This window comes from Proteus vulgaris, from assembly GCF_033708015.1.
Classification (GTDB): Bacteria; Pseudomonadota; Gammaproteobacteria; order Enterobacterales; family Enterobacteriaceae; genus Proteus.
In genome coordinates, this window is sequence record NZ_CP137920.1 from 3,323,133 (window position 1) to 3,345,858 (window position 22,726).

The 22,726-nt window shown below is 39.0% G+C and carries 14 protein-coding genes and 3 tRNA genes; 7 read left to right on the forward strand and 10 right to left on the reverse strand.

Annotated elements, in window-relative coordinates:
• Positions 1-87: 87 nt before the first annotated feature.
• From rlmM to SB028_RS15720, 3 genes are read right to left on the reverse strand one after another with little or no spacing between them, the layout of a single operon-like run.
• Entirely contained in the window at positions 88-1,185 is a 1,098-nt protein-coding gene (gene rlmM / locus SB028_RS15710; protein ID WP_069367232.1) for a 23S rRNA (cytidine(2498)-2'-O)-methyltransferase RlmM, read from the reverse strand.
• Positions 1,178-1,573 carry a DUF423 domain-containing protein gene (locus SB028_RS15715; RefSeq protein ID WP_069367231.1) on the reverse strand — a complete coding sequence of 132 codons (396 nt, stop codon included), beginning with the start codon at positions 1,571-1,573 and terminating at the stop codon, positions 1,178-1,180. The genes rlmM and SB028_RS15715 overlap by 8 nt, the downstream gene beginning before the upstream one ends.
• Before the next feature lie 43 nt (positions 1,574-1,616).
• On the reverse strand, positions 1,617-2,537 hold the full coding sequence (locus SB028_RS15720; protein ID WP_023582728.1) for a transcriptional regulator GcvA: 921 nt from the start codon (positions 2,535-2,537) through the stop codon (positions 1,617-1,619).
• 663 nt (positions 2,538-3,200) lie between these two features.
• Between SB028_RS15720 and csdA the strand changes: the two genes are divergently transcribed.
• From csdA to SB028_RS15735, 3 genes are all read left to right on the forward strand, one after another.
• Entirely contained in the window at positions 3,201-4,412 is a 1,212-nt protein-coding gene (gene csdA, locus SB028_RS15725) for a cysteine desulfurase CsdA (RefSeq protein ID WP_069367230.1), read from the forward strand.
• A 5-nt stretch (positions 4,413-4,417) separates the two neighbouring features.
• A complete protein-coding gene (csdE, locus tag SB028_RS15730; protein ID WP_069367229.1) occupies positions 4,418-4,870 on the forward strand; it encodes a cysteine desulfurase sulfur acceptor subunit CsdE in 453 nt (150 codons plus the stop codon).
• 184 nt (positions 4,871-5,054) lie between these two features.
• Positions 5,055-5,225, forward strand: coding sequence for a hypothetical protein (locus SB028_RS15735; RefSeq protein ID WP_171729896.1), 171 nt, complete (start codon positions 5,055-5,057; stop codon positions 5,223-5,225).
• Here SB028_RS15735 and tcdA read toward each other — a convergent pair.
• Together tcdA and mltA are read right to left on the reverse strand one after the other, a co-directional pair.
• Positions 5,177-6,028, reverse strand: a complete 852-nt coding sequence (gene tcdA, locus SB028_RS15740) for a tRNA cyclic N6-threonylcarbamoyladenosine(37) synthase TcdA (protein ID WP_069367273.1) — start codon at positions 6,026-6,028, stop codon at positions 5,177-5,179. The genes SB028_RS15735 and tcdA overlap by 49 nt on opposite strands.
• Before the next feature lie 104 nt (positions 6,029-6,132).
• Positions 6,133-7,227, reverse strand: coding sequence for a murein transglycosylase A (mltA, locus tag SB028_RS15745; RefSeq protein ID WP_069367228.1), 1,095 nt, complete (start codon positions 7,225-7,227; stop codon positions 6,133-6,135).
• 293 nt (positions 7,228-7,520) lie between these two features.
• Between mltA and SB028_RS15750 the strand changes: the two genes are divergently transcribed.
• The 3 genes from SB028_RS15750 to SB028_RS15760 all read left to right on the forward strand — a co-directional run bounded on the left by SB028_RS15750 (position 7,521) and on the right by SB028_RS15760 (position 7,803).
• A tRNA-Met gene (locus tag SB028_RS15750) sits at positions 7,521-7,597 on the forward strand.
• A gap of 30 nt (positions 7,598-7,627) precedes the next feature.
• A tRNA-Met gene (locus SB028_RS15755) sits at positions 7,628-7,704 on the forward strand.
• A 22-nt stretch (positions 7,705-7,726) separates the two neighbouring features.
• A tRNA-Met gene (locus tag SB028_RS15760) sits at positions 7,727-7,803 on the forward strand.
• 214 nt (positions 7,804-8,017) lie between these two features.
• Here the strand turns inward: SB028_RS15760 and amiC are convergent.
• Positions 8,018-9,280, reverse strand: coding sequence for an N-acetylmuramoyl-L-alanine amidase AmiC (gene amiC, locus SB028_RS15765; protein ID WP_069367227.1), 1,263 nt, complete (start codon positions 9,278-9,280; stop codon positions 8,018-8,020).
• A gap of 240 nt (positions 9,281-9,520) precedes the next feature.
• On the opposite strand from amiC, the gene argA reads away from it, so the two are divergent.
• Entirely contained in the window at positions 9,521-10,855 is a 1,335-nt protein-coding gene (argA, locus tag SB028_RS15770; RefSeq protein ID WP_069367226.1) for an amino-acid N-acetyltransferase, read from the forward strand.
• Between the two features lie 60 nt (positions 10,856-10,915).
• Here the strand turns inward: argA and recD are convergent, their stop codons facing one another.
• From recD to recC, 4 genes are read right to left on the reverse strand one after another with little or no spacing between them, the layout of a single operon-like run.
• Positions 10,916-12,826, reverse strand: coding sequence for an exodeoxyribonuclease V subunit alpha (recD, locus tag SB028_RS15775; RefSeq protein WP_069367225.1), 1,911 nt, complete (start codon positions 12,824-12,826; stop codon positions 10,916-10,918).
• A 2-nt stretch (positions 12,827-12,828) separates the two neighbouring features.
• Positions 12,829-16,440, reverse strand: a complete 3,612-nt coding sequence (recB, locus tag SB028_RS15780) for an exodeoxyribonuclease V subunit beta (protein ID WP_069730274.1) — start codon at positions 16,438-16,440, stop codon at positions 12,829-12,831.
• Complete coding sequence (ptrA, locus tag SB028_RS15785; RefSeq protein WP_069367224.1) at positions 16,437-19,325, reverse strand: pitrilysin; 2,889 nt, start codon at positions 19,323-19,325, stop codon at positions 16,437-16,439. Before ptrA ends, recB begins: the two co-directional genes overlap by 4 nt.
• 15 nt (positions 19,326-19,340) lie before the next feature.
• Positions 19,341-22,724: an exodeoxyribonuclease V subunit gamma gene (gene recC / locus SB028_RS15790; protein WP_318859663.1), complete on the reverse strand. Its 3,384-nt coding sequence runs from the start codon at positions 22,722-22,724 to the stop codon at positions 19,341-19,343.
• Positions 22,725-22,726 lie beyond the last annotated feature (2 nt).

Genomic DNA, 22,726 nt, shown 5'->3' on the forward strand with positions numbered 1-22,726 from the left:
ATGACGAAATTTCATAAAAAAAGCTAAGCTTCTATTTATCAGCTTAGCTTTTTATTATCATCAATAAAGGATGTGCTTTAAGCGTTTTTAGAACTCACGATCGGGTCGATAAGCAGCCCAAATATTTTGAATATGAACTGTTATTTCTTCTCTATCGTGATAAAGGTGCTTAGCTTGGATCTTAGCATTAATCCCTTTTTCCGCTAACTCTGACTTTATTTTTTCAAGGATATGAGAGACTTCCTCATAACGCTTTTTCATTGGCAATTTTAGGTTAAAAATAGCTTCACGACACCATTCATTAGCAATCCAAGTTGTCATTAATGCAGCAACTTTAGCTGGTTTTTCAACCATATCACAAACAAGCCATGTGATATTTTTAGAAGTGGGCTCGAATTTAAAACCATCAACTTGGTGATGACGAACTTGTCCTGTATCCATCAAAGATTGTGCCATTGGACCATTATCAACAGCATGTACCATCATACTGCGTTTCACTAATTGATATGTCCAACCGCCAGGGCAGGCGCCTAAATCCACCGCTTTCATTCCACTTGCTAAGCGCTCTTCCCACTCCTCATAAGGAATGAAAATATGAAATGCTTCTTCAAGCTTTAATGTCGAACGGCTTGGTGCATCGGATGGGAATTTTAATCGAGGAATACCCATATAAAATGCAGAATTATTAAAACTATAGGAATAGCCTACATAACAACATCCCGGTGCAATAAAAAACACATGGATAATAGGACGGCTAAAATTCTCGACTTTCAGCAAGATTTTCTCATCACGTAAATGATGACGTAATGGCACAGTAAATTTACGACAGAATTTTAATAATTCCTTGCTTTCGTTAGTGTCTGCAACTTCAACTCGAAGCTCACCCGCTTTTTCGACAACGCCTTTTAGCATTCCAACAATCGGTGTAATTCTATCTTCTGGCGGTAAATCTTTAAGTAATTCACCCGTCACAAACATCTGACGAGCAAAGATTAATTCACGGAAATTAACTTCACGCGCGATCTTGTCAGCTTCACCTTCTTGGTAACATTCAAAGATCACATAACCACTCCCCTCTTTAACACGAGGAAAACCGTAAACACCGATTTGACTAGCTTTATCCGTAATCTCCGCCGCGCACTCTTTTTCAAAACCTTGGCGACAATATAATGCAACTTTATTCATGGCGAGACGCCGGTGCCCTTAGACGCAAAGCGCCAATAAAAATTAAAGCCCAACCAATAAGAAAACTAAATCCACCAATTGGCGTAAAATAAGATAATAATCTAACTTGTGTTAGCGCCATACAATAAAGGCTACCGCTGAAAAGTAGAATGCCAACACCAAAAAAAATACCCGCCCAATAAAACCATAAAATAATTTTACGCATTAATATTGCCGCGATCCCGACAAGCAATAAAGTATGGACGATTTGGTAACGCATCGCTAACTGAATGTATTCCCAATGTTGTGGCGATAAATGAGGTGCAAGCTTATGCGTTGCAAATGCACCAAAAGCAACATAAAAGAAACCACTAATCGCGGAAAACATAAGCAATGTACGACTATTCACTGTTTATTCCTTCCTATCTAGAAGATATTTGCCAATTGCAATATTAAGATGATGTCAGTAAACCCAGCTTTTCTTGCTCATTCGCTGCTTGAGATAAAATCCATTGGCGAAAAGCCGCAATTTTACCCAATTCAGCCTGACTATCTTGGCAAACTAAATAAAATGCATTTTTACTGACAAGGACATCTGGAAAAGGTCTTACTAATCGACCCGATTCTATTTCACTACGTGCCATCACATTATTAACTAATGCAACGCCTTGTCCATGTACAGCAGCCTGTATCACCATTGAACTATGGCTAAAAATAGGCCCTTGTTGCACATTTATCTGATTTTGTATCTCTAATTGACGCACATAAGCTTGCCAATCTCGACGAGATGTATCATGCAGTAGTGTATGATAAATCAGATCGGATGGGGTTTTTAGTGGTTTTTCACCGGTAAGTAAAGATGGAGCACAAACTGGGATCAAATATTCCGCATAAAGGCGGTCTGTACGTAATCCGGTCCAATTCCCCCGACCATAAAAAATGGCGACATCAACATCGTCAGCCAGCTTATCTTCTTCTCTATCAACAGCCTGAATGCGTACATCAATTCCCGGATAAGCTTGATTAAATCCAGACAGTCGTGGTACTAGCCATTGAATAGCAAAACTTGGAGAAAGGCTAACGGTAAGTGCACCTTTCGCGCTTCGGGCTAATAATTTGCGAGTTGCCTCGTTAATTGATGAGAAAATTTCCTTAATATCGAGGTAATAGCTCTGCCCTTCTTCTGTTAATAAAAGAGAACGGTTACGTCTTCTAAATAATTTTAACCCAAGGAATTCTTCTAATGTTTTAATTTGATGGCTCACTGCTGCTTGTGTCACAAATAGTTCTTCAGCGGCTTTAGTAAAACTTAAATGACGTGCCGCTGAATCAAAAACCCTAAGCGCATTTAATGGCGGTAAACGTTTAGACATATTCGGTTCTTAAACCCCTATTTTGACGATTAGTAGACCCTAACTTTCATCATTAGTTTTTTTTATGCGAAGCATTATAAATTGTCCCTTGATGATTAGCCAGTAAATACCTATAGTAAGCGCACTTCCTAAGCCGGAACGAAAAGTTGTGTAGTAGTCATACTACAAAACTTTTGGCTTTGTGGTTGTGATGTTGTGTTTGCAAGTTGTCTGGAAATTCCAGACTTAGTAGCTGATGCTACTGTTTTTTTTCACTTCCTGTACATTTACCCTGTCTGTCCATAGTGATTTTATAGTGCACCGCCAAGGCGGTGCTTTTTTTATTCCCTATTTTTCTCTACTTTTTAATTATTCACACACACCATTTTGATGTTTTCATCCATTTTTTATAATGAATTTATCATCATTATTCTAAAAAACTCACCGCAAATTATCCCCAATAAATTTAAACAAGAAAAAAATAGGATATTAATCTGCTCTCAGTGATTTTTTATTGAATGAACTTTCATCACCTTAATCGTGTTATTATGGGCGCAATGACCCATAACAAACCGATAATCTCAGGTTTCCGTTATAAATAAATATAATTAACCGTATAATCTATACGCCCTGTTTTTAACGACAAATCACGAAAATTTATTCGTCTACCAATACAGCCTAATTATGAACGTATTTTCACCTGATTTATTTCGACAACAATTTCCTGCCCTCCAAGAAAAAACGATTTATCTCGATAGTGCAGCAACCGCATTAAAGCCTCTTGCCATGATAGAAGCCTCAGATGCGTTTTATCGCCATAATTTTGCGACGGTTCACCGTAGCCAATATCAGCATGCTAAAGAGACAACGCAACAATATGAGGCGGCACGCAAACAAGTTGCCGAACTCATTAAGAGTGCGGATAGTGATACGATTATTTGGACAAAAGGCACCACAGAATCCCTCAACTTTATTGCTCAAGGTTATTTTCGTCCACGCTTACAAGCCGGTGATGAAATAATTGTTAGTGAGCAAGAGCATCATGCAAACCTTATTCCTTGGTTGATACTGGCGGAACAAACAGGCGCACGAGTGATCCGCTGGACAATTGAAGATCATTTTTTACCTTCAATTGATAGCTTAAATACTTTAATCAATAAGCGGACACGAATTGTCGCGATTAGCCAAATGTCGAATGTGACAGGCGCTCAAATCGCATTAGATAAAGTGTCTCAATGTGTTCATCAATATGATAACTGCTTACTGGTTGTCGATGGAGCACAAGGTATTGCGCATCACCCAACAGATGTCACCACACTTGATATCGATTTCTATGTTTTTTCTGCTCATAAACTTTATGGCCCGAATGGATTAGGCATTTGTTATGGCAAACGAAAACATTTAGAGGAGATGGCACCTTGGCATGGTGGCGGAAAGATGCTAACTAACGCAACATTTGATGGTTTTACTCCAGCCCCTATTCCTCAGCGTTTTGAAGCAGGAACACCTAACATTGCGGGTGTTATTGCATTTTCAGCCACATTAGCATGGTTAGAAAAACAAGATATGTATCATGCGAACCAATATGCTCTTGAGCTTGCTGAAGAAGCGGAGAAGCGTCTCAGTGACCTAAATGGGTTTATCAGTTACCGAGCCGCCAACTCATCGGTTGTTTCTTTCAATTTCGAAGGCATTCATCATAGTGATTTAGCAACATTAATCACAGAGAAAGGTATTGCATTACGTACAGGGCAACACTGCGCACAACCCCTTATTGATTCATTAAATATTTCAGGCTGTTTACGCATTTCTTTTATGCCTTATAATCAGCACGCGGATATTGATGCTTTTATTGATGCCATTAAATTTGCTCTAACACTCTTAAAAGATGAATAATTGAAATGAATAACAACACCTCTCTGCTGGCAACTCAGCATCCATTTGGTCATGAAATTACCTTAGCGATCTTGCTTGAAGATTTCCAAAAATCAAAAGCATGGGAAGACAAATATCGTCAATTAATTCAACTTTCGCGTAAATTACCTACATTACCCGATGAGTTAAAAACAACAGAAAAAGAGATCAAGGGATGTGAGAACAGAGTATGGCTAGGTGTCGAGTTAAATAATGACGGCAAATACCATGTTTATGGTGATAGTGATGGTCGTATTGTAAAAGGCTTACTAACGATTATTTTAGCTGCTGTTGAAAATAAAACGGCGCAAGAAATAGCGGATATCAATATGTTAGCGATTTTTGAGCAATTAGGGTTGGCTAATCAAATTAGCCAATCTCGTACTGACGGAGTGAATGCAATCATCACGCGATTGAAATCACTCACCTCCCAGTATTAAGTTTGATACTCTAAATAATTCAAGTCACAGCTAGGCGACAAGTGATTGAGTCGCTAGAAGCATATAACCTGTGATCAAAAATAAAATTTATTAATAAGTTAATATATAACAAGTCGATACTCTAAATAATTCAAGTCACAGCTAGGCGACAAGTGATTGAGTCACTAGGAGCATACATAAGTATGTGACTAGTGCGAATGAACGCAGTCAACAACGCTGTGGCTTGAAGTATGACGAGTATCATGAGTATGTGGCTAGTGCGAATGAACATAGTCAACAACGCTGTGGCTTGAAGTATGACAAGTATCATGAGTATGTGGCTACACCATCAACAACGCGACAACTTGAAGTATGACGAGTACGTTGCGCCTTTGCTAGCATCTTCTTCAAAGCATGAGACACTGCAATAAAACCAAACGACGCCGTTACCATCGTTACGGCACCAAAGCCAGCTGAACAATCCATTCGTTTCACACCATCTGCCGTATTTTTTGCCGCACAAACCGTACCATCGCCTTGTGGATAAACAAGTTGTTCTGTTGAGAAAACACAGTCGATCCCTAATTTTCCCTTACTATTTTTTACGACATTAAAATCAGATTTCAAACGCTCTCTTAATTTAGCCGCTAAAGGATCTTGAATTGTTTTTGCTAAATCAGCCACTTGAATTTGTGTGGGATCAATTTGCCCACCTGCGCCACCTGTTGTGATCACTGGAATTTTATAGCGACGGCAATAAGCTAATAATGCCGCTTTGGGTCTTACACTATCAATGGCATCAATGACATAATCAAAGTTGTTATTCATCATTTCAGCGACATTATCAACCGTGACAAAATCATCAATACTGGTCACTTTGCATTCTGGATTGATTTCTAAAATACGCTGTTTCATCACGTCGCATTTTGGTTGACCCACACTTTCTTTCAACGCATGTATTTGGCGATTTGTGTTCGTCACACACACATCATCCATATCAATTAAGGTGATAGCACCAATACCACTACGTGCTAATGCTTCTGCCGCCCAGCTACCGACACCTCCTATACCCACGACACAGATATGAGCCTGGGCAAAATAAGACAACGCTTTTTGCCCATAGAGTCGCCCTATTCCAGAAAAGCGTTGTAAATATGAATCTGATAATGAATTTTGCATAATGCGATAACAACCTAAATAACAGAAATAATCATGGCTATTAATAGCCATGTCGTTTGCATAATTTTACCGTTAATAACGAGCAGATAAAGAGTAAATCGTTTTTATGACGAAGGTTTTAATAAGCTAAGTTGTGATTTTTTTAATACCCAAACACGCCCATAGTGATTATAAAAACCGGCCATATGACCCGCATCTTTACCAATTCCATGATAAATGTCGAAATGATGGCCTTTAATTGCCCCGCCAACATCTAATGCCACCATTAAACGCATTTGATATTCGCCTGTAAAATTCCCCGTATTATCAAGGACAGGAATTTCAGCAAGCAATACCGTTCCGGGGGGAATAATGCTTCTGTCAGAAGCCACAGAGGCGAGAGCAACGAGAGGGATTGCACTTGCGCCTCTAACAGGTGTAAAAGGCTCTGGTTTGAAAAAAACAAATGATGGGTTTTCTTCTAGTAATTTTCTCACTTCAGTATCATTGTGCTTATCAGCCCAATCTCTAATCGCGAGCATAGACATATCTTTTCTTTCTACTTCGCCATTATCAATAAGCACTTTGCCAATACTACGGTAAGGGTGTCCATTTTTTCCTGCATAACCAAAGAACGTTAAAGGTTTACCATCACCAAAGTCAACATAACCACTTCCCTGAACTTCCATCATAAAATTATCCATAATGGAATTACTGTAAGCTGCAATTAAAGATTTACTTAATGCACCATTGTAAATAGCAGCACGAGAAGGTAATTTTGAACGACTATTGGCAGGCATTTTATAAAGAGGGTATTGGAATTCACCTTGTTGCGTTAAGCGAGCTTCAAGAACAGGTGTATAATATCCAGTAAATTGAACATTACCGTAGTTATCAACGCCTTCCATCTGAAATGCAGAAAGATTGAACTGACGCAATTGACGTGTATCTGCGCCAGAGCGTAGCCAGTTTTCTACCGCCTGATAAGTCTCTTTATTGCTATTATACAAGCGAGATGATGTTTGGTTTATCTGATTTACTTGTTGTAAATAATCAGGGCCATTAATAGGTGTACCTTGTGTATTTGGCGAACTTACCTCAATGAGATCTTGCTTAAGTTTTCCATCTTTATACTGTTGCCCTTGCTCTGTTGGACGATGACATCCTGTCAAGGCAAGCGCTAACATACCTAAAATTAACGATTTTCGCCAAGTAACCATTTTTGACCCGCTTAATGACTGAATTTAAGTGTTGATTTTGAGTTAGAAAGATACCAAAGCAAAATCAATAAAGATATGAATATACAATTTGTTAAGGCTTTCTATTATCACCCAATCAATATGACTTTCAAACATCAAGTCTATATTCTAAATAACTTGAAGTATGACAAGTATAACTGCCTAAATTTGCACCTTGATGTATTATTTCTGACCGTTTTTAAAAGAAAACTGTAAAAATTTCATAAAAAACTTGCAACTCAGCAGATCCTGAGTATAGTGCCCCTCTGTGGAGACGCGGGGTGGAGCAGCTTGGTAGCTCGTCGGGCTCATAACCCGAAGGTCGTCAGTTCAAATCTGGCCCCCGCAACCAATTCACAAAGTAGTCAGTTATAGTATCAGTCGCGGGATGGAGCAGCATGGTAGCTCGTCGGGCTCATAACCCGAAGGTCGTTGGTTCAAATCCAGCTCCCGCAACCAATTCTATAAACAATAATTCAGTCGCGGGATGGAGCAGCATGGTAGCTCGTCGGGCTCATAACCCGAAGGTCGTTGGTTCAAATCCAGCTCCCGCAACCAATTTCTCTTCGAAATTTCCTCTTATTTTACTGTCTCTCTTCATTTGCAAACCCAATCAACTTATCTCATAAACTTGTTACATTAAATTTCTATTACTTCAATAACATATTGTATTAAATGGATTTATTGTGCTATGAACACAATAAAAAACGCCAATAGAAAGCACATGATATTGGCTTTCTATTGGAATAAAAGAAAAAGGTATAGAAAGAGATTAGCTACGATCAGCTAAGGTTAATTCACCACCATTGGCAAAATAGGCTTTGATCCCTTTGAAAATAGATCCTGCAATCTGTTGCTGGAACTGAGCCGTTTTTAGCTTTTTCTCTTCTTCTATATTACTAATAAACGCCGTTTCAACAAGAATGGAAGGAATTTCTGGCGCTTTTAATACCGCAAAACCAGCCTGATCGACTTTATTTTTATGCAGTTTATTAATACCACCTAATAGTTTAAGCACTTCACTACCAAATTTTAGGCTGTCATTAATAGTCGCCGTTTGCACGAGATCGAGCATTGCATGGTCTACATAGCGATCACCACTTTTACTCACCCCACCAATTAAGTCAGACTCATTTTGTGTTTGAGCAAGATAGCGTGCCGTATTACTGGTTGCGCCCGTTTTTGATAATGCAAAAACAGATGAGCCTCTTGCAGAGCGGTTTGTAAACGCATCAGCATGGATAGAAACAAATAAATCTGCCTGCATTTTTCGCGCCTTAGCAACACGTACTGTCAATGGAATAAAGACATCTTCATTACGTGTCATATACGCCTTCATTTTGGCATCTTTATCAATAAGCGTTTTTAAGCGACGAGCAATTTGCAAAACGACATCTTTTTCACGCGTTTTATATTTACCAATTGCCCCGGGATCTTCCCCTCCATGACCTGGGTCAATCATGATAATAATGGGTCTATCTCGTCCAGCCCTACCTGGTTTACGAGTATCTGTCTGTGCTGGCACCGCTTGTTGTAAATCGCCGTCATTATATTCGCGCAACAGTGCTAAAAGAGGATCATCTTCCGTGTCAGCACCATGACTTGGGTAGAAATCTAACACTAAACGGTTTTTAAATTCAGCCACAGGTTTAAGTGTAAACATTTGTGGTTGTACAGGCGTTTTTACTTCAAATACCAGTCGTACTGTTTTAGGTGTATTTTGACCAACACGAATAAGTTTTAAATATGGATCGCTAGTCTGAACCTGATTAGCGACACCTTTCAGCACGCTATTAAGTTGAATACCTTCTAAATCCACCACAATACGTTCAGGGTTTGATAATGCAAACTGACGATATTTCAGTGGGGTGCTGGATTCTATAGTCACGCGAGTATAAGTCGAGGCAGGCCAAACCCTCACCGCAACAATAGATGCAGTAGCAGCAAGACCTACGGGACTAACACTTAACAATAATAACGCGCCAATTCCTTTAACAAGACGACGACGAGTTTGATTGTGCTCAGAATGACTCATGAAAATATTCCAAAGAAACGATTAACGTCAATAAACTCTAAAAAGAGATAAAAAAAGTTAAGAACAAAAAACTTTACCCAATCCACACTTCACTGTCACTTAAAAACAGCACAATTACTCACTTTTACACAAATATTCTGCCTTCAGGGAAAACAATAAGATAGGATTTTACTTGCCATTCTCTTTCAAAAAGAATAAAAATACATTAAATGCGAATAAAAATTCACTTGAGAGGGTTTTATGAAAGAGCGTAGCACCGAATTGGTCGATGGATTCCGCCACTCGGTTCCGTATATTAATGCACATAGAGGCAAAACATTTGTCATTATGCTGGGTGGCGAAGCAATTGCTCACGAAAACTTCCCATCAATCATTAATGACATTGGGTTGTTACACAGCCTAGGCATTCGTTTAGTCGTGGTTTATGGTGCTCGCCCACAGATTGATACAGCTCTTGAAGTACAAAAAGTATCACCGATTTATCATAAATATACGCGCATCACAGATAACAAAACCTTAGAAATCGTTAAACAAGCGGCGGGAACACTGCAACTCGATATTACGGCTCGCCTATCAATGAGTTTAAGCAATACGCCATTACAAGGTGCGCATATTAATGTGGTCAGTGGTAACTTTGTTATTGCACAACCATTAGGGGTTGATGATGGAATTGATTATTGTCATAGCGGAAAAATTCGTCGTATCGATGAAGAAGCTATTCATCGCCAATTAGACAGTAATGCCATTGTCTTAATTGGACCCGTTGCCGTATCTGTTACGGGTGAAAGCTTTAATCTCACCTCAGAAGAAGTGGCAACCCAACTTGCAATAAAACTTAAAGCACAAAAGCTGATTGGTTTTTGCTCATTCCAAGGTGTTGTCGATGAAGAAGGTCATATTGTTTCTGAACTGCTGCCGAATCAAGCTGAAGATAAAATTCGAGAGCTACAAACAGAAGGTGATTACCACTCAGGCACAGTAAGATTCTTACGGGGAGCAGTTAAAGCCTGTCGTCGTGGTGTAGAGCGTAGCCACTTACTCAGTTATCAATCAGATGGTGCTCTTATTCAAGAATTATTTTCTCGTGATGGTATTGGCACTCAAATCGTCATGGAGAGTGCAGAGAAAGTTCGTAGAGCGAATATTAATGATATTGGTGGCATACTTGAACTTATTCGCCCACTGGAACAACAAGGTATTTTAGTCAGACGTTCAAGAGAGCAATTGGAAATTGAAATTGACCAATTCACTATTATTGAACGCGATAATATGACTATTGCATGCGCTGCACTCTACCCTTATCCATCCGAAAAAATTGGTGAAATGGCTTGTGTTGCAGTACATCCAGATTATCGAAGCTCTTGTCGTGGTGAGGTTTTGCTACAACGCATTTCAGCACATGCGAAGCAATTAGGGTTAGAAAAGCTGTTTGTTCTAACAACTCGTAGCATACACTGGTTTCAAGAAAAAGGATTTGAACCAGCTGAAATTGATAAGCTACCTATTGAAAAACAAGCACTTTATAATTACCAACGTCGCTCTAAAATTTTGATTTTAGACTTACATAAAGAATAATGCCCCAAAAAAGACAGGTATCCCTCTCAAGACCTGTCTTTTATTATTTTTTATGATTAACTAATAACGTAACTTATCAACTAACCCACTTCGGCGTTGAATACGTGTTTGTATTGCCGATTTCACCATAGACTCCGAAGCATAAAGAGAAAGTTTCTGTTTAGCGCGTGTTAATGCGGTGTACAACAATTCACGGCTCACAACGGGTGAAAATTTATCAGGTAGTACTAATGCCGTATGAGTAAATTCAGAACCTTGTGACTTATGCACTGTCATTACATACGCCGTTTCATGTTGCGGTAATCGACTGGGTTGGATTGCTTTTAATTTTCCATCAGGTAGTTGAAAAAAGGCCTTCATTTCATCTTCATCATTATTGAGCATAATGCCAATATCACCATTAAACAGACCTAGCGTACTGTCATTTCGTTGGATCATAATGGGCCGCCCAATATAATCACTTTGATAACTATGGAGAGGGCGACGGATCAATCGCTGGCGATGCAATAGCATTTCAATTCTGTCATTCAAACCACTCACACCAAAAGGACCTTCTCTTCGCGCACACAATAAACGGTATTGGTTAAATGCATTAAGAATAATATCAGGCGAGGCTTTTTGAGAAACTAAAGTGAGATATTCTCGATAGGCATTAACAGCATCTTGTATCATCAGTAAATAACTTTCTTTTGACTCTAAAGCGATAAAGCTCACATCTTGTGGCTCTAATGCTATTTCAAGCTGTTGTGGGCTAATTTCTGCTTTTTTTAATAATGTAATCGCTGTTTTGGTTTGCCCTTGATTAACCGCAAAAGCAAGTTGGCCTATCCCTGAATCCTCACCAAAACGGTAACTTTTACGTAATAAGCACAGAGAATCACTGACGACAGATACTGGAGTTTGAGAGATAGGAATAATATCCGTAGATTTAACCAATTCACCTTGAGTTAAGTGATTAATCTGATCAAATCTTTTTTGGCTGAAACCCTCTTCAGAAAAACGGCAAATATCACCTAATACAGCCCCTGCCTCAACAGAAGCAAGTTGGTCTTTATCACCTAAGAAAATAACGTGACATTTTGATGGGAGTGCATCAATTAAACGAGCCATCATAGGTAAATCAACCATTGAGGCTTCATCAACAATTAAAATATCAAGCTGTAATGGATTATCTTTATGGTAGCGCACTTGCTGGCTTTCAGGCTGAGCCCCCAATAAACGATGAATAGTTTGTGCCTGTTTTGGCATCCACTTATTTTCTTCTTCGCTTAAATTAAGTTGTGCTAAGGCGTTGCCTAAAGATTCCGTTAATCTTGCAGCCGCTTTACCTGTGGGAGCTGCTAATTGAATAATCGGCTTTTCATTCGAGGTAAGCATCACAAAAGCAGCTAATATTTTAGCAACTGTTGTCGTTTTCCCTGTTCCGGGACCTCCCGAAATAATAGAGATGGGACTTGTAATTGCAACACTAGCAGCCACTTTTTGCCAATTGGTTCCTTGGCTTTCCTTCGTTGCTGGAAAAAGTGCGTTGAGTACCTTAATTAATTCATTTTCATCAATATCAACAAGTGTATGCTCTTGCCTAAAAAATTGAGCAACTCTCTCTTCATAGCTCCACATTCTTTGTAAATAAAGAAGTTCATTATCTAAAATAATGGGAGAAGGTGAATCATCACCACTTTGATTAACGCAATGACAATGCGTCAACTCTTCTACTATTTTTTGAGCAGAGGGTTTACCCATTTTTTGCCAAATTTCTTGTGAAAACTCTTTTTGCCTACCATCAAACAGTTGGTTTTCTTTAATAATATTCAAAGGCAAACAAACATGACCCGCTCCGGTTTGAGCACTCAAATAAGCAAATATAAAAAGTAAAATAGGGTTTTCATCTTCAACCAGCATTTGCGCAAATCGAAGATCTAAAGGTCGTAATAAGTTTTGTGTAATCGCTTGTTCTAATAGTTTGATCATTCTTATTTCTCACCGACTACATCAGGTTTGCTACTTTTACCAGCAAAGAGTGAATCTAGTGCCAAAACAAAAGCTTCATCAGGCAAATAGGCATAAACGCCATTTCCAGGGTGGGCTTTGTCTATACCACGTAAGAAGAGGTAATAAATTCCTCCAAAGTGGCTTTTGTAATCATAATCAGGAATGCGCTGTTGTAGAAAACGATGTAACGCTAAAGTATAGAGCTGATATTGCAAGTCGTAGCGATGATCCATCATTGCATTCATCATCGCTTCTTGAGTGTAATCCTCACTCGATTCACCTAACCAATTCGATTTATAATCCACAACATAGTATTTACCTTCCCAAAAAAAGACTAAATCAATAAAACCTTTGAGCATCCCTTCTACTTGTTGAAATTGCAAAGCGGGACAACGTCTTGATAGAGGATCAAACTGATTAATTAATTGCGTCAATTGGGCTGATGATACCTCTTTCTCAATAGGTAAATAGAATTGTAATTCATCAAGTTGTTGTGATTTTGGAATATTAGCAAGACATAATCCTTGAGAATTAAGCGATGTATGAAACAGCGTTTCCATCCATGTCACTAAAAGGGGAGCCCACTTTTCATCAAAGCCTTGAGCTGTCAATTGTTCTTGCATCCATACTTCATCAATCGGTTGCGAAAAATCTAATACTTCCAGCAAACTATGTAAGAATGTGCCTGCGATAGCGCCACGAGGAAAATGATGAATAGAATGTTCATCAACCCCTTCTTGTTGTTTCTCACCTTTAGCATCTGTATCAAGCCCAGGGGCGATAGATTGCACCAAAGCCTCAATATCACCTAAATCAACATGATAACGACGACTTGAATGCTGATAGGTGAGTCCTGAATAGCTCGTTATTCGCCAATTATCGTGGATCTGACGTTTAAATGTAGCGGCTTCAAGTTTTGTTTCAGCCATTAATACAGGCTGATAGCGATGTGCTGATATATAATCAAGCGTTGTTACACTGATATTATCATCTAATAAAGCGTAGATTGATTGATGCAATAATTCACTATTGCCCTCTTCGCCTTGCTGTAATAAATACCCTAAAGCATTTTTATGCAGATCGGTCATCCCTGATTTACGTTTAGCGCCTTTAACAAGAGGAGCGACACCAACATAACAGCAGAATTTAGAGCGTGTTAATGCAACATAAAGTAAGCGTAAATCTTCAGCTAAACGCTCTTCATCCGCTAAACGTAAGCTTTCAGGTCGGCTAAAAATATCTAATTTTGCGTAAAATGTCTCTCTATCATGATAAAGCGTCCCTTTTTGTTCTTGGTAATTACAAGCAAAAGGTAAGCAAACAATCGGATATTCAAGACCTTTAGATTTATGGATAGTACAAATTCGCACTAAATTTCGGTCACTTTCCAAACGCATTTGTTGGCTTTCAGATTGCGCATCAGGATGAGAAATCTGTTGCGCTAACCAACGAATAAGAGCATGTTCACTATCGAGTTGTAATGATGTTTCTTGTAATAGTTCACCAATATGCATGATATCTGTAAGTCGGCGCTCACCATCAATACTGACGAGTAAATTTTCCGCAATTTGATTATCCATCATGATTTTACGCAACATCGGTAAAACACCACGCTTTTGCCATAATACATAGTAATCAGCAAATTTCTCCACGTAGCTATTCCAGCGTGCCTCACTGTGGTTCAGATCATCAATTTGCTTTGCACTAAAACCAAATAATCGGCTGGCTAAAGATGCCCTTAAAATACGTTCTTTCTCTGGCGTTACAACCGCCTGTAATAACCAAAGTAGATCTTTAGCTTCATTGGTTTCAAATACACTTTCACGATTGGATAAGAAAACGGATTGTATTGAAAGCAAATTCAGCGCATCACGGATCAGTGTCGCTTCTCTACGGCTACGCACCAGTACCATAATATCAGCGGACGTAATGGCTTTTTTTACACCTTGTTCAATCAACCAAGCCTGTTGCTGATCCCCTGCTGATAACCAATCACGAATTTGTGCAGCACATTGCGCTGCCATGATTTGCTCATAATTCCCCGTAGAAACACTCTCACCTTCAGCAAGCCAAATATTAAAAGGTGAAATCGGTTTATCATGGTAAACAAAAGCCATGTTTTGGTTTTTTTCAGCCGAGCTTACTTCAATAAAAGGGATATGCTCAAATAAAAATGGGGCATTAGATCGCATAAAAAGCTTGTTAACGGCATTCACCATACCCGGCGCAGAGCGCCAGTTAGTATTTAATGTATAGTGATGAGATGTCTGCTTTCGGGCTTGAATATAAGTAAAAATATCCGCACCACGGAAAGCATAAATTGCCTGTTTGGGATCACCGATAAACAACAATCCACTGGTTTCATGCTCACCATAAATTGCATCAAAAATACGATATTGTTGAGGATCCGTATCTTGAAACTCATCGATCATTGCAACGGGGTAGCGTTCACGAATAGCGTGCGCTAAAACGTCCCCCCCTTCACGTTTCAATGCTCTATCTAAGCGTGTTAATAAATCATCAAATCCCATTTCACCACGACGCATCTTTTCATTTTCAATGCCTTGGCGTATTTCTGGGATCGCGTTGACCAGAATAACATCCCGCAGAGTCAAGCTCTGCTTTGTTAATCGTTCAATTTCAACAAAAAGAATATGCTCTGGTGCAGGACCTTTGGTCGCTTTCTCATTTAACGTTTCTTGAGAAAAACGAATTAAACAATCAGGTAATTGATAACTTTTTGTTTCAAATGTTGCCGCCCATAACGTGATTTCTTCAATCCATTTAGGTAAGAAACGACTGTTATAACTGCGTTTATCAACACCAGAAGCTGTTATCCATGCTTCAACTTCATGATGATGTGCATTCCAACGCGTTTTCACCTTGTTAATAGCTTCAATAACCGCTTGGTGGCGCTCTTTCACTGACTCATTTTCGCTGTCTAATGCCACACCTTCAATTTCTGGCATTTCACCTTGTAAATAAGGCTGTATTTCATAAAGCAGTTGCTCTGGACCAGACCAAATCTGGCTAACCGCATTAGCAACGTCATAAGAAAGGGGATAACAGTGTCGACGCCAAAAATCAGCACAAACACGTTTTTTCAGCTCATATTCATCTTGGATCAAGACTTGTTCAAACAATACACCTGATTCAAAGGCATTGTTTGCCAACATACGCTGGCAAAATCCATGAATAGTATAAATAGCCGCTTCATCCATTTGACGCTCAGCTTCTAATAACCACTGCGCGGCTAACTCTTTATTTGGGATTTGTTTGAGTAATTCTTGGTATGTTTTATCACCACTATCAACATAATGACGGATACAGGCAAGTCTTAGTTCATGGATATTTTTACGGATACGGGCTCGTAATTCATCTGTCGCCGCATCCGTGAATGTCACAACTAAAATCTCTTCAACACTGAGAGGACGGTAGAATGCAGACTCTCCGCCTAATCCAAGAAGCAACCGTAAATACAATAACCCTATTGTATACGTTTTTCCTGTCCCAGCAGACGCCTCAATGAGGCGCCTTTGGTACAGAGGAAGTGTATAAGGATTTAATGGCTGTGCCTGTATCACTTCACTCACTCTTTAATTTCCTCAACAGGTAAGGTTTTTTGTAATTCGCTTACCGTGGCGTAACGTTTCCATTGTTTATTTTCAGCATAATCAGCATCTTTGCCATCTTTACCGATAACTTGAGAGACAAAAATAAATCCATTCGGTTTTATAATTGCTTTTTCATAAAATTCAATAGCTTGTTTTAACGTGACTTTATTAAGTTCAGCTAATAATTTTTCACGTCCATCATATTTTAAGTTATTACGGTTGAAATCCGTGCGATAAAGAGAAACTTCTTCATAGAATGTTTGAGGTGGCTGTTTAACTTCGGTAATAATCGCCTGTTTATACTGATTAAAATCAGCCTCGTTCATTTTCTTCAAACGTTCGTAGGCTTGTTGATAAAATGCGTTATAACGCTTATTTAAATAGACAGGCGGTTTTGCATTACTCTGCAGTAAAAAACCGAGACCAGATTGTTCCCCCATCGTACCTTGATAAGCAAAGACAGCATAACCTAACTGTTCTTCTGTTCTTAATTGATCATAGAACCAAGGTTTGATAACAGACGCGAGTACTGAAGAAATAGCCTGACCTTCAAGGCGGCTATAACCTGTTGGGATATAAAGCTCCCCTAATGCGTTATCTGTGCTCTTCGATTTATTTTGGAATTCAACCGCATTTAATTTATTGAATACTAACGTTTCACCGATCCAATATTCTGTGCCTTGATTACCTAATAATTCGTGTGCAGATTTCGCGATATCGCGGCTTTGCTCTGGTGTTAAGTTACCAATAATCAGTGCTTGAAGCGCTGCGTTTTTGATGACTTCACGGCGATTATCAATAATATCTTGCAGTGTAATTGACCCTAATGCTTTGAGTTTGTCAGCTTCTTCATAGTACGGGATCGTATTTAATCGGCGAGCCGGCAACATAGCTGCTTCAAATGCTTTTAGGTTATGAGTCACTTCAAGTTGTTCACGATACCAAGATTTAGCCTGTTCGAGCTCTTCTTGCGTCGGTTCAAAACTCATATAGCTTTTTAGTGTCGCATTCACAAGTTCTGGTAAATGCTGTGTATAGCCATTCATTGAAAAATCAATACCTTGCCCTGATGAAGATGAGATATTCATTCCAGCAACAGACGCTTGGTAAGATAATTCGCTTAATGCTAAACCAGCGAGATAATCCGTTAAGGTTTGTGTCACTTGCTGCTTAACAGTAATGTCTGATGTCTTATTCACTAAACTTAATGTCACACTGGCTTTAGGCTCATCAGAAAAATAGTGCGATGGCATATAAAACAAGCGAGCGCTTTTATCTTGCCACAACAATTGGGGTTTGATGATGTTGCTATCCCCATCAATCAGTGAAAGATTATTAGGAATATAAGGGTTAAGTGCTGGCAGTGATAAAGAGATATCATCCGATAATGTTTGCCATGTTTTTAATTGCTTATCTGTAATTTTATCAACCTGATAAGGAGCATTAACAAAGTAGGCTTGTTTGTTAGAAGGTTCATTAGGGCTTATTACCCAAATGCGCGCTTTCTCTGGTGTAAGAGAATCAAGACGAGAAAGGATTGCTGAAGGTTCATAATTATCAGCAAGATAATCCGCATTTAGGATATTTTTGATTGGATAACGCAACATCATATCCGAAATACCTTCTATGTAATTCATATCTCTTACAATAGAGCCATAACGGAATGAAAGATCTAATACATTCGCAATTTCATCAAAGTAACGCTGACTAATACCTTCGGTTTGAATTAAACGAATATACGAAAAGATAGCGGAAATCACTTTGTCTTTTTGCGCTAAACCTTTATCTGTCAACGCAACATAAATCGTAAATGAGCCTTGGTTACGGTCAATATATGGCTCAGAAAATGCACTAATACTTTCAGCTAAACCTTGATCTTGTAGCCATGTTGCTAATGTACCAGCGCTACGATTACCGATTAAATAGCCAATGTATTCATCAGATTTGCTACGAAAATCAGCGACATTATTATCAATACCAAATTCAATCTGTAAGGTTTTTTGTGGTAAAGCGGGTACCAGATGGATCATTAGCCCTTTTTCTTTATCCGTCATAGCAGGTACTGTGGTGACAGGTACATCTGCCTTTTTATTCGGGATACGAGCGAAAGTATTTGCAGCTAATTTAGATAATTCATCAAGTGATTTATTACTATAAATAACACCATTCATTAAATTGCCAGAATAGTGTTTTTGATAGAATTTTATTAGTTCATCTTGAAGCTTACTATTTGGCTTATCACTTAATGTCTCCAGATTCCCCCCCATAAAGCGAGAACTTGGATGTAAGGGGTTTAACGTTTCGGCTCTGACTTGCCAAAAACGCATACCATCGCGCGCACGCGCCATTGTCAATTCTGCATTAACAGCATTACGTTCACGATCTGCATTTTTAGGATCAAGTAAAGGTTCAGCTAAAGCATCAGCAAGGCGATCAACTGCTTCATTAATAGCACTATTTTCCACTTCTAAATAGAATGCAGTGCGATAAGTCGTAGTACTCGCATTATGAGAACCGCCATTCTTTTGTAAAAATTCAGACATACTGCCTGATTGAGGATATTTCACCGATCCCATTAGCACCATATGCTCTAAATAGTGTGCAAGACCTTGCTGACTATCTGGATCTTCTAATGCACCAACAGGTAATGCAACCGCCGTTAATGATTTAACGGCTTTTTCATCAGAAACCAGTAATACGGTCATTTCATTAGGTAGTTTAATCGCTTGATATTGCCGTGGATCGCTCTCACTTTTTTCAATACTATCAGGCAAGACTTGCCAGAGTGGATCAGCAGCAAAGCTGTTGATACTCACGAGCATCAATAGCAACATGATCCATAGTTGCGAGCAGTATTTTCTCATCTGATATGAGCTCCCTTATTTTTTCAGAAATGGAATTATTGGTTTAAATATTGTTAATGCCGTCTGTTTGACTGTTTGTAAAAACGGCTCGTCTAATTGAGAGAAAGCACGCTGAACATACATGTCACTCATTTCACCATCTCGATTATAGCTATCCGTTAAATGTTGCATCAGCACTAATTCTGCTTTTTCAAGTGTTTCTTCATCATCAAGTAAAAATGCTTGTGATTTTTTATCATAGCAAGCTTGTAACCAAGCCCAGCCACTTTTTGCAAACAGTGCTAATGGGCTGTTTAATCCTTGTTTATAATCACTGATCAACTGATCTAAAGTTGAATAGGCAATGTCAGGATCAACAGGTAATAAACACCATTGAGTCTCTCTTCTGCCGTAAAACCGGCTTTCCCCCGCGCCCTCTTTCAAACAATAGACTAGGTGCTCAATCCAAAGCTGTAATAAGTCATTAGCCGTTAAGCTGGCTGGTCGCCAGCGTAATAAACCATCAGCTTGTACCTCATTTAAACGACCAGTCAATGGCATTGCACTAAAGCGTTGCTCTAATGTGACAGAATGTGTGGCTGATCGTTCACTTCTTATCTTTTCAGCTAAAGGCAGTAATTCTTCTATTTGCTGTTCCCAATAAATCTGCCCAAATGCGCTTGCAGGAAGTTGACCAGCGGCTTTAATACGCTCAAATAGTGCTTCTGTTGAGGTTTGATCAATCAATGCTTTTAACAACCATTGATTCAATAGATAACGTTGAAGCGCATTTATCACAAATGGCTCTTCTTCAGGTAATTCTGTTTCTTCAATAACAAAGTTTGTTTTTAATCTTTGTTGGAAGAAAGCACGAATAGGATGACGATAAAAGCGTGCCAACGCATCAACAGAAACATGATCTATTGTGTCATCATCATTAAGTGATTCCGTAAAACTTTGATGAACTTCTCCTTGCCCACTGGCAGCGGGTAACCATTCCGCGGCATAAGAACGAAAAGAAGCATCGATTCGGAAATTTTCTTGAGCAAAAGGAACACGGGTATGTTGTGTTAATAAATGCTGGTTTATACGGATCGCACTATCATCGACATTGAGTGCCCCATCCTCTGGTAAACGGAAATTTTGCCCAATATAATCTTGTAACTCTTTGATTAAAACTGATGGATTACATTCTCGATCGTCACGTATCGATTTTCCGATATAACTGATATAAAGGTATTTTTCAGCTGAACTAAGCGCTTCAAGGAATAAATAGCGGTCATCATCACGACGTTTTCTATCACCACGACGGCGTTTTTCTGCCATTAAATCAAACCCTAATGGCTGAATATTACGGGGATAAACACCATCATTCATGCCTAATAAACATACCGCCTTAAAGGGAATGGAGCGCATAGGCATTAATGTACAAAAATTAATGCTACCCGCTAAAAAACGCTGGCTAATTTTTTCATCATCAAATCGAACGGTTAATTCATCACGAATAAGGACTAGTGGAATTTCATCTTGATATTGCGCTTTCAATCCATTCTCAATTACTTTCTGCCATTGTTGAGTAATCAGCGCTAAAACTAATTCTGTCTCCTCATCAGACTCAAAAAACGCATCAACTAATTGTTGTCCAATTTCTAGCCATGCTTCTAATGAACGGGTTTCACTCAAACGTGTACGCCAATCACTTAATGTATAAAGAAAATCTGCAAGATGTCCTGCTAATTCAGCAACTAATCCACTCGATTCATCGTAAGGAAGAACGCCTTTCCAAGGACCATTTTCACTTTCCATCGCATAGCCAAGCAACATCCGTAGCAAGCCAAATTCCCACGTGTTTTTTCCCGTGATGGGTAATAAGAAGGAAGCCACATTCTCATCATCTAATCCCCAGCGTATTCCTGATTCGTCGACCCAACGACGTAGTAGTTTTAGTTCATTTTCAAAAATAGAAAAATGCCCAGCCAAAGTAGGAACTTCAAGCAGTGCCAACACTTGTTCAGCGGTAAAACGACTTTGAGGAAGCTCTAATAACGTAATAAAAGCTTGTAATACGGGGTGTGCTTGACGTGCTTTTCTATCTGAAATAGTAAAAGGAAGATAACGTTCTGAAGGCGCATTACCAAACACAGCTTGAATATAAGGTGTATAGCTATCGATATCCGCAACCATCACAATAATATCACGCGGTAATAATTCAGGATCTTGTTCTAGTAAATGCAGTAATTGATCTTGTAACACTTCCACTTCGCGCTGTGGGCTATGGCTTGCATGAAACGTCAGTGAGTGATCATCTGGCGAAATCACACGTTTATTTTCACTACACTCATAAGTTTCAAGTGTTGTCCCTAATTGTGAAAAATCTTCCAAATCAAGGATATCAGCTTGCAATTGATGAAGTAAATTATCTCTTGGGATCTCAACAAACGCATCTAACACATCGGTATATTCAAGTTCAGAGAGGAAATAAAGATTATCTTTACCCAATTTTCCCCATGACGCTAATAGTGGATTACCGATATTTTGCTCACCCTCGTCGTTAAATAACGAAGACGCATTTTTTTCGTCTTTAAACCAAGGCAATTCATGTAACTGCTTATAATGGCGTGGTTTTCGACTATTAAGACGGGAGAGAAATTTAGGATCTTGAATATCTCCCCAATAGTAACGACAAGGATTGGTAAAGAGTAAATAGATCTCGGTATGACGTCCTATCGCTTGTAATGCCTGTAAATAAACTTGAGGTAGCGCTGAAATCCCACAAATAAAAATACGCGGTGAAAAACAGTGTTGAAGCTCCCCTTCTTTTGCATTATTTAATGTCGAAATAAATTGCTGATAAAGATTAGAGCGGTGCCATTCAGGCTGATTAAGATCTTTTGTATATTGCTGTAATGCTACCCACAATATTTTTTGCCAACGTTGGTTTTCACTCAGCCCTTCGATTAACTCATCTTTTTCCCACGAAGCTAACCAATCTGAACGATAAACTAAATATTGGTCAAATAAGTCAGCCACACGCCCTGCTAGCTGATGAAGCTTACGTTTGTCTTCATCATCATCAAGATAATGCAGTAAGGGTTTAAATTCGTCATGAGATAAAAATTCAGGCAGCAATGCCATTAATTTCCATGTCATGGCATCTTTAGTAAAAGCACTTTCTTTAGGTATACCTGATAATACCCGAGTAAACATTTCCCAAATAAAGGTTGCTGGTAATGGATAGCGGATATTAGCAGCAATACCCAAGCTTTCAGCTAGCTGGATTTGCAACCACTGAGACATGCCGGGGCTTTGTACAAGGATCACTTCTTGTTCAAAAGGAGAAGAAAGTGGTCTGGTCTGCATAAAGTGCACCATAAGTGACTTTAGTAATGACAACTGATTTGAGTGATATATATGAAACATCA